Below are 12512 nucleotides of genomic sequence, written 5' to 3'. Positions count from 1 at the left end.
ACGGCGTATCCGTAACTCACTCCCCCAAAATCGCGTCCACGAAGACTTCGGGGTCGAAAGGCGCCAGATCGTCAGGCCCCTCGCCCAGCCCCACGAGCTTCACCGGCACGCCCAGCTCCCGCTGCACGGAGATCACGATGCCGCCCTTGGCGGTGCCGTCGAGCTTGGTCAGCGCGATGCCGGTGATGTTGACCACCTCGGCGAACACCTGCGCCTGGCGCATGCCGTTCTGGCCGGTGGTGGCGTCGAGGACGAGCAGCACCTCGTCGACCGTGGCCTTCTTCTCGATGACCCGCTTGACCTTGCCCAGCTCGTCCATGAGGCCGGTCTTGGTGTGCAGGCGGCCCGCGGTGTCGACGATGACCGTGTCGACCTTCTCCTCGATGCCCTTGGCCACCGCGTCGAACGCCACCGACGCCGGGTCTCCGCCCTCGGGCCCGCGCACGGTGTCGGCCCCCACCCGCTCGCCCCACGTCTGGAGCTGGTCGGCGGCGGCGGCGCGGAACGTGTCGGCCGCGCCCAGCACGACCTTCTTCCCGTCGCCGATGAGCGAACGGGCCAGCTTGCCGGTGGTGGTGGTCTTGCCGGTGCCGTTGACGCCCACGACCAGCACGACCGCCGGCCGCTCACCGTGCTTCTGCACCCGCAGCGTACGGTCGAGGTCGGGGTTGACCTGGGCGAGCAGCTGCTCGCGCAGCAGGCCGCGCACCTCATCCTGGCTGCGGCTGCCGAGCACCTTCACCCGGGTGCGCAGCTCCTCCACCATGACCTGGGTCGGCGCGACGCCCACGTCGGCGCTGATCAGGCTCTCCTCGATCTCGTCCCACACCTCGTCGTCGAGGCGGTCGCGCGAGAGCAGCTCGAGCAGGCCACGGCCGAGCGCGTTCTGCGAGCGGGCCAGCCGCGAGCGCAGCCGCACCATGCGGCCCGCCGACGGCGGCGGCGTCTCGACCTCGGGCTCCTTGATGAGCGGCTCGGCCGGCTTGACCTCAGGCGGCGGCAGCGTGGTGGTCGCGCCCTCGGCCTCCTCACCGGCGCCGGCGGGCCGCTTCGCCTCCTCCTCCGGCAGCACCGGGGTCTCCGGCGGCTTGACCGGCGGGGCCGCCTTACGGCCCGGCCTGAACAGCAGGAACAGACCGCCGACCGCCAGCACGGCGACGACGGCCACGATCACGATCACACCGAGGTAACCATCCACAAGATGTCAGTTTTCCAGATCGTCCGGCATGGTCACGCACAAGGCCACACCGATCAGGCGGACTCTCGCTCCCTGAGCCGCTGGCTGACCACCTGTGTCACGCCGTCACCGCGCATCGACACGCCGTAGAGGGCGTCGGCGATCTCCATCGTGCGCTTGTTGTGGGTGATGACGATGAGCTGTGAGCTCCGCCGCAATTCCTCGAACAGGGTCAGCAGCCGCTGCGTGTTGGTGTCGTCGAGGGCTGCCTCGACCTCGTCCATGACGTAGAACGGCGACGGCCGCGCCTTGAAGATCGAGATGAGGAACGCCACCGCCGTCAGCGAGCGCTCGCCGCCCGACAGCAGCGACAGCCGCTTGACCTTCTTGCCCGGCGGCCGCGCCTCGACCTCGATGCCCGTGGTCAGCATGTCGGACGGCTCGGTCAGCACCAGCCGGCCCTCGCCGCCGGGGAAGACCCTGGTGAAGATCTGCTCGAACTCGCGGGCGACGTCCTCGTAGGCCGAGGCGAACATCTGCTCCACCCGGTCGTCGACCTCCTTGACCACGGTCAGCAGGTCGCGCCTGGTCTTCTTGAGGTCTTCGAGCTGGGAGTTGAGGAACGCGTGGCGCTCCTCCAGGGCCGCGAACTCCTCCAGCGCGAGCGGGTTGACCTTGCCGAGCTGGTTCATCTGCCGCTCGGCCGCCCTGGCCCGCTTCTCCTGCTCCTCGCGTACGTAGGGGACCGGCGGCTCGCCCGGCACCGGCGCGTCGGGCCCGTATTCGGCGACCAGCGCCTCGGCCTCGACGCCGAACTCCTCCAGCGCCCGCTGCTCCATCTGCTCCAGGCGCAGCCGCTGCTCGGTGCGGGCCATCTCGTTGCCGTGGACCCGGTTGACCAGCTTGTCGAGCTCCTGGCCCAGCTCGCGGACGCGGACCCTGACCTGCTTGAGCTCGGCGTCGACCGCGACCCTGGCCAGCTCGGCCTCGTCGCGCTCGCGCTCGGCCAGCGCGATCGACCGGGCCAGCGCCGCGAGCACCTTCCTCGCGCCCTTGCTGACGGCCTCGGCCAGCGCCGCCTGACGCCTGCGCCTGGCCCGCTGAGCGGCCGCCTGGGCGCGTTCCTCGCGCTCGCGCCGCGCGGCCCGCAGCAGGCCGTCGGCGCGGCCCTCGATGCCCTTGACGCGCTCCTCCGCGGTGCGCACCTGGAGACGGGTGTCCATCTCGCGCTGCCTGGCCGCCTCACAGGCGCTCGCCAGCTCGTCGCGCAGGTCGGTGGTGGGCTCGGACTCCAGCTCCTGGGCGTATTCGGCCTCGGCCAGCCGGACCTCCAGCTCGGCCAGCTCCTCAAGCCGCTCGGTGCGGGCCTCCTCGGCCCTGACCACGCTCGCGGTCAGCCGCTCGGCCTCGTCGCGGGCGGCGCCCGCGGCGGCCTCGATCTGTGCCAGCCGCCTGGCCGCGGCCGCGTTGGCCTGGTCGGCCTCGCGCTGACGACCCCTGATCTGGTCGAGCGCGCCTTGCGCGGCGCTCACCCCGGCCTGGGCGGTGGTGACGGCCGTCTGCGCCTCGTTGACGCGGGCCTGGGCGGCCTCCAGAGCGGACTGGGCGGCCTGCTCCGCGGCCATCGCCTCATCCAGCGCCACGGCGCTCTGCTCGGCCCTGGACTCGGCCGCCTCGAGGTCGGCGACGGCCTCGTCGAGCGCGGCCCGCACCTGCAGCACGGAGGTGCCGCCGCTGGACCCGCCGGTCGCCAGGTGGGCGCCGACGAGATCGCCGTCTTTGGTGACCGCCCGCAGCTCGGGATGCCGCTCGACCAGCGCCCGCGCGCCGTCGAGATCGTCGGTGAGCACGACGCCCGCCAGCACGTGGTCGAGCGCGGGCCGCAGATGCTCGGGCACCGTCACCAGGTCGGCCACCCACCGGCCACCGCCCGGCGCCGCGCCACGCGGGTCTCCTCCGTGGCCGTTCGCGAGCGCCACCAGGAGCGTCGCCTGGCCGGTGCCCTGGGTGCGCAACAGCTCAAGGGCCTCCACGGCGGTGTCGAGCGACTTGACCGTGACGGCCTCGGCGACCGGCCCGAGCACGGCGGCGACCGCCTGCTCGGCTCCCGGCGTCACCTGCATCGAGGCGGCCAGCGGTCCCAGCACCCCGCCGAGGTCGGCGTCGAGCAGCGCGGCCCCGCCGTCGCCCTTGGCCAGGCTCATCTCCAGCGCGTCGCGGCGGGCGGCCAGCGCCGCCACCGCGCGCTGCGCCTCCTGGTCGGCGGCGCGGGCGGTGCCCACGCCCGCCTTGGCGGCCTGTACGGCGGCACGCGGCGCGTCGAGACCGGAGCGCGCCTCGTCGGCCGCCGCGCGGGCCTCGTCGGCCACCGCCTTGGCCTCCTCGACGGCGGCCTGCGCCGCGGCCAGCTCGTCGGCCAGCCCGGGATCGACGGCGGGCTCCTCCAGCCGCTGCGCCTCCAGGTCCTCCCTGGCGCGGCGCTCGCGCTCGGCGGCGTCGGCCACGGCCTGGCGCAGGCGGCCGATCTCCTCCTCGGCGGCCCGCGCGCGGCTGCGTACGGAGTCGACCTGGCCGCGCAGCTTGGCCAGGCCCTCGCGGCGGTCGGCGGCGGCCCTGGCGGCCAGCGCGAGCCGCTGCTCCTCGGCGCCCAGCTCGGCCTCGGCCGCGGCGCGCCGCTGGACGGCGTCGTCGAGCAGCTCCTGGGCCTGCTCCAGCTCGGCCCGCAGCAACTGCTCGCGCTCGCGCATCTCGGCGGCCTCGCGCTCCAGGTCTTCGGGGTCGCGCCCGCGCCGCTCGATGGCGGCGGCGTCGAGCGCGTGGCGGTGGCGTTCGGCGGCCAGCTGCTCAAGGCCGGTGGTGCGCTCGCGCAGCGAGGAGAGCCTGAAGTAGGTCTCCTGGGCGGCGGCCAGCCGGGGCTGGGTCTCAGCCTCGGCCGCCTCCAGCGCCGCCTCGCGCTGCTGCGCCTCGGCCAGCTCGGTCTCGACCTGCTGCCGCCTGGCCGTGATCGCGGCTTCATCGGCGGCCTCACGTTCAAGAGTGGCGCGCAGGATGCAGACGTCGTCGGCCAGCAGCCTGAGCCGCGCGTCGCGCAGGTCGGCCTGGATGACGGCGGCCTTGCGGGCGATCTCGGCCTGCCGGCCCAGCGGCTTGAGCTGGCGGCGCAGCTCGGTGGCGAGGTCTTGGACGCGCGTCAGGTTGGCCTGCATCGCGTCGAGCTTGCGCAGCGCCTTCTCTTTGCGCTTGCGGTGCTTGAGCACCCCCGCCGCCTCTTCGATGAACGCCCGGCGATCCTCGGGGCCCGCGTGCAGCACGGCGTCGAGCTGACCCTGGCCGACGATGACGTGCATCTCGCGGCCGATGCCCGAGTCGGACAGCAGCTCCTGGATGTCGAGCAGCCGGCAGGTGTCGCCGTTGATCGCGTATTCGCTCTGCCCCGACCTGAACATCAGCCGGCTGATCGTGACCTCGGTGTAGTCGATCGGCAGGGCGCCGTCGCTGTTGTCGATGGTCAGCGTGACCTCGGCGCGGCCGAGCGGCGGCCGGTTGGCCGTGCCGGCGAAGATGACGTCCTCCATCTTGCCGCCGCGCAGCGACTTGGCGCTGTGCTCGCCCATGACCCAGGCCAGGGCGTCGACGACGTTGGACTTGCCCGAGCCGTTGGGGCCGACCACGCAGGTGATGCCGGGCTCGAAGCGCAGGGCGGTCGCCGAGGCGAAGGACTTGAAGCCGCGCAGGGTGAGGGTCTTCAGGTACACGAGCGCGACCCCCTCTCCCCGGAACGGACTCGGAAAAGCCTACTGGTCCCGGCCGCCGCGAGTGGGCATCTGCCGCAGGGACCGCGCGTGACCTCGCAGCCGTGGGTTCAGGGCAAATAACAAGGGACGCCTCTTCGAGACGTCCCTGGGTCTTGCGCTCCGATCACTCTCAGGTGAGTGCCGGCTCGCGCTCCTGCATGCGGCTGAGTGCCTCGTCGCGGGTTTGCGCCGCAAGAGCGTCATTCGTGGCCTGAAGTCGGATGAGTTCTGCCTCCAGATCCCGGATACGCTGCTGCAGGCGGCGCATCTCCGAGACCATTCGAGGGTCAGGACCGCCGACGTGGCCGAGTAGAGCCTTCGCCATGGTAAAGGGTCCTCCACGCTGAGTGACCAGACTGGTTCGCGCACTTCTATTCCGCGGGAGGGGTGCGCGTGGTACCTAACAAGAGTCGCACCGGCAGTGTGGGCGGTCAAGTCGATCGAACCGCTGAGCCCTACTGATGGGCACTCCCGACATACAACTATACCCTATTTGGGCTGTTTAGCGAAACGAGCTACCTTTCCACAAACCCCCCCAAACTACCTCGGGATTCGCTCCAGCGTTCCACTACTCCATCCACTCTGCCCGGCGTGTCGCAACCTCTGAGCAGCTCCAGGAGCTTGACGCACGCCTCGCGCGGCCCCTCCGCGACCACCTCCACGCGGCCGTCGTCGGTGTTGCGCGCCCAGCCGGTCAGGCCGAGCTCCAGCGCACGCGAACGCGTCCACCAGCGAAAGCCCACACCCTGCACCCGGCCGCGCACCCAGGCGGTCAGCCGGGCATCGGCACCGCTGTCAGGCATCCGGACTCCTTCATGGATCAGGCCACCAGGGCGGGCGCCGCGTTCGCGTTCGCGACCGCGGACTCGTTGAACGCCCTGACGGCCGCCGTCTCACCCGACTTCGGCCAGGCCAGGCCGAGCACCGAGGCGGGCAGCCCGGTGACCGGCACGAAAGCGATGTCGGGCCTGGCGTGCTGGGCAGCCGTGGGCGTGCAGAAGAGCATGCCGCCCCGGTTGAGCGCCACCTGGGTCAGGCCCTCCTGCGTGGTCGCCACCTTACCGGCCTGCGCAATCGTCCGGCCTGAAGGGGTCCTCGGCGGCGCGATCCGCTCCCGCCAGGAGCGCGGGGCGGGTCCGTCCAGCCCGATCAGCGGCACCGCTGCCAGCTCCTCCGCCTCGATGACCGCCCTGCTCGCCATCGGGTGGCGTACGGACAGGCCGAGCCGGTAGGAGACCCGGTTGAGGGGCTCGCCGGTGACCAGGTCGGGCTCGTCCACGGGCAGCAGCGTGAACGCGATGTCCACCTCGCCGGCCCGCAGCCTGCCGAAGGGGTCGGACAGCGGGATCTCGATCAGCTCGACCTCGCTGCCCGGGTTGCGCCGCTCGAACGCGCGCACGCTGCCCGTCACCACGTCGGTCGGCGTGGCCAGGAACCCGAGCCTGAGCACGCTCGTCACGCCCCTGGCAGCCGCCCTGGCCCGCCGCACGGCCTGAGAGAGGCCGTCGTAGGAGGGCCGCAGGTCGGCCAGGAACCGCTCGCCGAGCGGCGTCAGGCGCACGCGCCTGCTGGTCCGCTCGAACAGCCGGCCGCCGATCCTGGTCTCCAGCGAGCGCACGAGCTGGCTCACCCGGCCCGGCGACAGGTAGAGCCGCTCGGCCGTACGCGCGAAGTGCATCTCCTCGCTGAGGACGACGAAGCACTCCAGCTCCCTGAACTCCATCGGCACCTCCGCACCCGGATCGCTTAGCCTGCCTAAACCAAGCCTTCGGGCTTCGTCATTGTTCCCGCTCCCGGGCCGCACGAGGCTGAGCGGCATGACGATGACCGATGTTCCGAGCGCCGTACGCGCGCGCTGGCTCGCCGTGACCTCGGTCGCGGTGGGCACCTTCACCGTGGTGACCAGCGAGATGCTGCCCGTCGGGCTGCTGACCTCGATCGCCGCCGACCTCGGGGTCTCGGCGGGCACGGCCGGCCTGGCGATGACGGCTCCCGGGCTGGTGGCCGCCGTCGCCGCGCCCGCGCTGGCGTTCACCACGCGCCGCATGGACCGGCGCCTGCTCCTCATCGGGCTGATGGCGCTGCTCGGGGTGGCGAACCTGGTGGCCGCCGCGGCACCGAACAACGCCGTCATGCTGGCCGCCAGGGTGCTGACGGGAGTGAGCATCGGCGGGTTCTGGGCGTTCGCCGCCGCTCTGGGATCGCGGCTGGTGCCCGAACGCTCGGTCGGGCGGGCCACCTCGATCATCCTGGGCGGGGTGTCGGTGGCGTCGGTGCTGGGAGTTCCGGCGGCGACGTTCGTGTCGTCGTTCGCGGGGTGGCGCAGCGCGTTCGTCGCCGCCGGCGTGCTCGCGCTCGGGTTGCTCGCGGTCCTGGCCGCGACGCTGCCGCCGTTGCGTCCCCCGGCCGAGGAATCGGGGCCCGCGACGCGGGAAAAGCGCTTCTCGTGGCTCTCAGGGCCGCTCATCCTCGTCCTGGTGCTCACCGCGCTGACCATCTCGGGGCACTTCGCGGCCTACACCTACGTACGCCCGTTCCTGGAGCAGGTCTCAGGCGCCGGCCCCGCCCTCGTCGGCACCGCGCTCCTCCTGTACGGCGCCGCCGGCGTGGCGGGCAACTTCGCCTCGGGCGCCCGCGCGGCCAGGAACCCCAGGTCCACCTTCATCGTGCTGGTCGTCCTGATGGCCGTGGCCATGCTGGCGCTCCTGCTGACCGGCGTGCCGCCGCTGGCCGCGCTGGTCGTCTGGGGGCTCGGCTACGGCGGCGTCGGCGTCGCCCTGCAGCTCTGGCTCATGCGCGAGGGCGGCGGCGAGCTCGGCACGGCCCTTTTCGTCAGCTCGTTCAACGTCTCCATCGCCCTCGGCGCCCTGGCCGGCGGCCGGATCACGGACGCGGCGTCAGTGCCCGCCGTGATGGGGGCGGGCGCCGCGCTCACCGTGGTCAGCGTGGTCGTCGCTGGCATCTGGGGCAGGAATAGGACGACCGGTTCATGAACGCCTCGCGCCGGATGGCCGTGCCGCAGCGGGAGCAGGGCAGGTCGCGGCGGCCGTACACCTCCAGCGAGCGCTCGAAGTAGCCGCTCTCGCCGTTGACGTTGACGTACAGGCTGTCGAACGAGGTGCCGCCCTGCTCCAGCGCCGCGCCCATCACGGTGCGTACGGCGGACACCAGCTCGGCGATCTTGGGCCGGGTGAGCGTCTCGGTGGGCCTGGCCCAGTGCAGCCTGGCGATCCACAGGGCCTCGTCGGCGTAGATGTTGCCGACGCCGCTGATCAGCGACTGGTCGAGCAGGGCCCGCTTGATCTCGGTGCGCCTGGCCCGCAGCCTGCGCGCGAACTCGGCCTCGTCGAACGCCGGCTCGAACGGGTCGGGGGCGATGTGCGCGATCGGCGCGGGCACCCCGTCCACCAGCGGCGTCAGCATCACGTGGCCGAACGTGCGCTGGTCGACGAAGCGCAGGTCGGGCCCGCCCTCCTCGAAGCGCAGGCGGACCCGCAGGTGCTTCTCAGGCGGCGACTCGGGATCGACGACGAGGAGTTGCCCGCTCATCCCCAGGTGAGCGAGCAGCGCCTCCCCGGCTCCCGACAGCGGCAGCCACAGGTATTTGCCGCGGCGCTCGGCCGACAGCAGCGTGCGGCCCTTGAGCCGGGCGGCGAACTCGTCGGCGCCCGGCACGTGCCGCCTGATCGCGCGCGGATGCAGCACCTCAGCGGCGGCGATCTCGCGCCCGATCACCCATTGCGCGAGGCCGCGCCTGACGACCTCGACCTCCGGCAGCTCAGGCACCTCGAACCTCGTCCTTCGACATCAGGGGGAACGTAAGTCTCACCTTCCGGACAACATCGGACGCCTCCCCGGCCCTTCCCGGCGCCCTGCTCCCGGCCACCCGCACCGGACCCGCCATCGTCCGCCACACCGGCTCTCCGCCGAAAGCCCTCCAGCCCCGAAGCCTCCGACCGAAACCCCAGCCACGACCCGAATCCCGCTTTCCAGCCACCCAGAACCCTCCACGGCAGTCGCCGAAACCCCAGCGAAACGACCACCCTGTACTTGAAGGCGCCCTAACCCGACAAGCGGGACGGGATCAGCCGGCGGGCTGGCTTTCGCGCTGCTCGCCGACCCAGGCCCCGGCTCTGCGCGACCTCCGCGCCGCCCGCCTGGGGCCGGTCGAGCGGGGTAGCAGCAGATCGCGAGAGGCGGGGTCAGCCGGTGGGCTGGCTTTCGCGTTGTTCGCGGCGGGCGCGGATGCGGGTCCAGGCCGCCTCGGCGGCCTGCTGCTCGGCCTCCTTCTTGCTGCGGCCGGTGCCCGAGCCGTAGGACTCGCCGCCGACCCGCACCATGGCCGTGAACGACTTGGCGTGGTCGGGCCCGCTCTCCTCGACGTGGTATTCGGGCACGCCGAGCGCCTCGGAGGCGGTCAGCTCCTGCAGGGAGGTCTTCCAGTCGAGCCCGGCTCCGAGCGAGGCAGAGCGCACGATCAGCGGGTCGAACAGCAGGTGGACCACCCGGAACGCCTCGTCGAGGCCCTTGTCGACGTAGATGGCGCCGATCAGCGCCTCAAGGGTGTCGGCCAGGATCGAGGACTTGTCGCGCCCGCCGGTGCCCTCCTCGCCCCTGCCGAGCCGCAGGAACCGGCCGAGGCCGAGCCCCCTCGCGACGTCGGCCAGCGCGCGCATGTTGACCACAGCGGCCCGCAGCTTGGCCAGCTGGCCCTCGGGCAGATCGGGGTGGTTGCGGTAGAGCGTGTCGGTGACGACCAGGCCCAGCACGGAGTCGCCCAGGAACTCCAGGCGCTCGTTGGTGGGCAGGCCACCGTTCTCGTAAGCGTAGGAGCGGTGCGTCAGCGCCCGCTCGAGAATGCCGGTGTCCAGCGCGACGAAAAGGACCCGCTCCAGCTCGTCTCTGGCGACCTCCACGGCCACCGGCTTAGGACCTGCGCCCACGTGCTTCCTCCTCGGACATCTTCACATGGCGCGCCGACTGCGGAAGATGCCCGAAAACGTGGTGGGCGTCGGGGTAACGCGTTAGCCCCGGCGTCCACCACGGCCGCGGGCGAACCGCCGCCGCACGCATCTGAGACGGTAACGCCGACCGAGGCACAATGGCACTCGGTCGGCATCACGTCAACTGCTGGCGGATCAGGCGGACGGCTCGACGACCTGACGGCGGTTGTAGGTGCCGCAGGTGGGGCACGCGATGTGCGGCTGCTTCGGCGAACGGCACTGCGGGCAGCTCACCAGGGCGACAGCAGTCGTCTTCCACTGGGAGCGACGGGCGCGGGTGTTGCTCCGCGACATCTTTCGCTTCGGGACGGCCACGTCACTTCTCCTGATCGTTATCTTTGTCGGTAATCAGACCCTGCAACGACGCCCAGCGGGCGTCGATCTTCTCGTGCCCGTGGTCATCGCCGGCCTCGGCCAGCTTGACCCCGCACTCCGCACAGAGCCCCGCGCAGTCCTCGCGGCACACCGGGCTCAGCGGCAGTGCGAGCACCACCGCGTCGCGGAACGTCGGCTCGAGGTCGAGCAGCTCACCGTCGAGCAGTGAGTCCTCCTCCGAGGCGTCCTCGTCGGAGTAGAAGAACAGCTCCTGCAGATCGACCTGGATCTCCGAGGAGACCGGGTCGAGACACCGCGCGCACTCCCCGGCGAGCGGGGCCTGCGCCGTGCCTGACACGAGCACGCCTTCCATCACTGCTTCGAGCCGGAGATCCAGCTCGACTTCGGCGTCCTTGGGAACGCCGATCATGTCGACGCCGAGATCCACCGGTGCCGGGAGGGTCAGGGTCATCTGCCGCATCGTGCCCGGCCGCTTCCCCAGGTCATGTGTGGAGATCACCCACGGGGAGCGGGGGTCGAGGTGCTGAGTCATCCTGCTCTCGCTAGGCATGGCGAAAGGCATCGCCGTCGTACAAGGCCGAAAAGTAAGGATAGCAGCTTGCGACTAGCCTCTGAGCCGCTCAATGAGCAGCTGGTGGACCAGGTCGGGCACGAGACCCGAGACGTCACCACCATACCGGGCGATCTCCTTCACCCGGGACGATGACAGGAACGAGTACTCGGGGTTGGTGGGCATGAACAGCGTCTCGACCCCGGACAGCCGGTAGTTGAGCTGAGCCATCTGCAGCTCGTAGTCGAAGTCGCTGACCACCCTGATGCCCTTGACGATGGCGGGGATGTCGTTCTGCTTGCAGAAGTCGACGAGCAGGCCGTGGAACTTGCGCACCTTGACGTTCGGATATTCCTTGGTGACGGTCTGCAGGATCTCGATGCGTTCGTCCACCGTGAACAGGCTGGATTTCTCGACGTTGATGAGGACTGCCACGGTCACCTCGTCGTACAACCGCGCGGAGCGGCCGATGATGTCGAGGTGGCCATTGGTGATGGGGTCGAACGACCCCGGGCAGACTACGCGGCGCAAGACGCCTCCCAGGTCTACGGGTTCCCGGCGGCGCGACCGTACCAAACGGACGCTTCGCCATATCTACGGACCCTCTCCTCAACGTACCCCTTTGGCCACATCAGCGGCCCTCCCCGGCTTTCCCTCTCGAAAGCCACCAATCCCTCTTCGACCAGCCAGCCGTTGTCCCGCAGCAGCTCAAGCACCGTCCGCACCTCGTCGTCCGGCACCGCGTAGGGGGGATCGGCGAAGACGATGTCGTACGGCGTGTCGGCTTGCCTGCCGAGCACCCGCTGCACCTTGTCGGCCACCACCCGCGCCCCGGCGAGGCCCAGCGAGGCGACGTTGGCCTTGATCGTGCGCACCGCCTTGGGGTCGGACTCCACCAGCACCGCCTCGGCCGCCCCCCGCGACAGCGCCTCCAGCCCGACCGCGCCCGAGCCGGCGTAGAGATCGAGTACGCGGGCGTCGCGCAGGCCGTAGAGGGAGTCGAGCGTCAAGAGGATGCCTTCTCTGGCCCTGTCGCTGGTCGGTCGCGTGCCGCGCCCCGGCGGCACCGCCAGCCGCCGCCCACCCGCCGTGCCTGCGATGATCCGCGTCATGTCACCCATTGTCCCGCATGTTCACGCAGGTCAAGAGTGGACAAGTGTCGGCCTCGACTGCGCAAGGGTGATTCACATCGGGCCGGGCGGCCCGCATGATGATTCTGCGGCCTTCAAGGTGACCCACATGAAGGCCGACCGGCGTGATCGTGAGCCCTTCCGCACGCCGGTTCCCTCGGCACCTGACCCGAGGGTGGGCCCAGCCGGGGACGGCATTCGGGGGGAGGCCGTCCCCGGCGGCTGGGCCAGAACTCGCCTCACCAGCACCCGGCCGCCGGCCCCTCTGCACCCCCGGCACACCGGCCGCTCCCACGACTCGGCCGCCCGCCCTCCACAACCGCCGGCTGCCAAGCTCACGTGCCCTCCGACCGACCGGCCTTCACGGCCGCCGGCTGCCAAGCTCACGTGCCCTCCGACCGACCGGTCTTCACGGCCGCCGCCCACGGGCAGGCCCCCAACGGGCGCCTCCGCCAACCGCCTGGCCCCGCACCCGCCCACCACCAGGCCCTTGGTGGCGCACCTCAACAGTCGGACGGGTTC

General features: G+C 71.4%; 12 protein-coding genes. 1 reads left to right on the top strand and 11 read right to left on the bottom strand.

All coding sequences use genetic code 11. From position 1 onward, the window contains the following. Window positions 1-16: 16 nt before the first annotated feature. The 5 genes from ftsY to AB0K28_RS15380 all read right to left on the bottom strand — a co-directional run bounded on the left by ftsY (window position 17) and on the right by AB0K28_RS15380 (window position 6694). Entirely contained in the window at window positions 17-1198 is a 1182-nt protein-coding gene (gene ftsY / locus AB0K28_RS15400) for a signal recognition particle-docking protein FtsY (RefSeq protein WP_364369748.1), read from the bottom strand. 53 nt (window positions 1199-1251) lie between these two features. Continuing rightward, complete coding sequence (gene smc, locus AB0K28_RS15395) at window positions 1252-4932, bottom strand: chromosome segregation protein SMC (RefSeq protein WP_364369745.1); 3681 nt, start codon at window positions 4930-4932, stop codon at window positions 1252-1254. A gap of 169 nt (window positions 4933-5101) precedes the next feature. Next, window positions 5102-5296, bottom strand: coding sequence for a hypothetical protein (locus tag AB0K28_RS15390; protein WP_090938435.1), 195 nt, complete (start codon window positions 5294-5296; stop codon window positions 5102-5104). 190 nt (window positions 5297-5486) lie between these two features. Then, window positions 5487-5774 carry an acylphosphatase gene (locus tag AB0K28_RS15385; RefSeq protein ID WP_364369742.1) on the bottom strand — a complete coding sequence of 96 codons (288 nt, stop codon included), beginning with the start codon at window positions 5772-5774 and terminating at the stop codon, window positions 5487-5489. A gap of 17 nt (window positions 5775-5791) precedes the next feature. Beyond that, window positions 5792-6694 (bottom strand): LysR family transcriptional regulator, encoded by a 903-nt coding sequence (locus tag AB0K28_RS15380; RefSeq protein WP_364369739.1) that lies wholly within the window; start codon window positions 6692-6694, stop codon window positions 5792-5794. 94 nt (window positions 6695-6788) lie between these two features. Between AB0K28_RS15380 and AB0K28_RS15375 the strand changes: the two genes are divergently transcribed. Next, window positions 6789-7964: an MFS transporter gene (locus AB0K28_RS15375; protein WP_364369736.1), complete on the top strand. Its 1176-nt coding sequence runs from the start codon at window positions 6789-6791 to the stop codon at window positions 7962-7964. Here AB0K28_RS15375 and mutM read toward each other — a convergent pair. The 6 genes from mutM to rsmD form a co-directional block, all read right to left on the bottom strand. Further along, window positions 7912-8757 (bottom strand): bifunctional DNA-formamidopyrimidine glycosylase/DNA-(apurinic or apyrimidinic site) lyase, encoded by an 846-nt coding sequence (mutM, locus tag AB0K28_RS15370; RefSeq protein ID WP_364369733.1) that lies wholly within the window; start codon window positions 8755-8757, stop codon window positions 7912-7914. The genes AB0K28_RS15375 and mutM overlap by 53 nt on opposite strands. Before the next feature lie 416 nt (window positions 8758-9173). Beyond that, window positions 9174-9887, bottom strand: a complete 714-nt coding sequence (gene rnc, locus AB0K28_RS15365; RefSeq protein ID WP_345409369.1) for a ribonuclease III — start codon at window positions 9885-9887, stop codon at window positions 9174-9176. A 222-nt stretch (window positions 9888-10109) separates the two neighbouring features. Next, complete coding sequence (gene rpmF / locus AB0K28_RS15360; RefSeq protein WP_082535183.1) at window positions 10110-10289, bottom strand: 50S ribosomal protein L32; 180 nt, start codon at window positions 10287-10289, stop codon at window positions 10110-10112. Between the two features lies 1 nt (window position 10290). After that, the gene (locus tag AB0K28_RS15355) at window positions 10291-10842 is read right to left on the bottom strand and encodes a YceD family protein (RefSeq protein WP_345389161.1); all 552 of its coding nucleotides are present in this window, start codon (window positions 10840-10842) and stop codon (window positions 10291-10293) included. A gap of 72 nt (window positions 10843-10914) precedes the next feature. Next, complete coding sequence (gene coaD / locus AB0K28_RS15350; protein ID WP_345389163.1) at window positions 10915-11391, bottom strand: pantetheine-phosphate adenylyltransferase; 477 nt, start codon at window positions 11389-11391, stop codon at window positions 10915-10917. Between the two features lie 14 nt (window positions 11392-11405). Continuing rightward, window positions 11406-11972: a 16S rRNA (guanine(966)-N(2))-methyltransferase RsmD gene (gene rsmD, locus AB0K28_RS15345; RefSeq protein WP_364369728.1), complete on the bottom strand. Its 567-nt coding sequence runs from the start codon at window positions 11970-11972 to the stop codon at window positions 11406-11408. Window positions 11973-12512: the final 540 nt, after the last annotated feature.

It is taken from the genome of Nonomuraea sp. NPDC049504, from assembly GCF_040676845.1.
Lineage (GTDB): Bacteria > Actinomycetota > Actinomycetes > Streptosporangiales > Streptosporangiaceae > Nonomuraea > Nonomuraea salmonea.
Note: the sequence above shows the minus strand (reverse complement) of the source record. Positions and strands in the feature narration are given on the sequence as shown.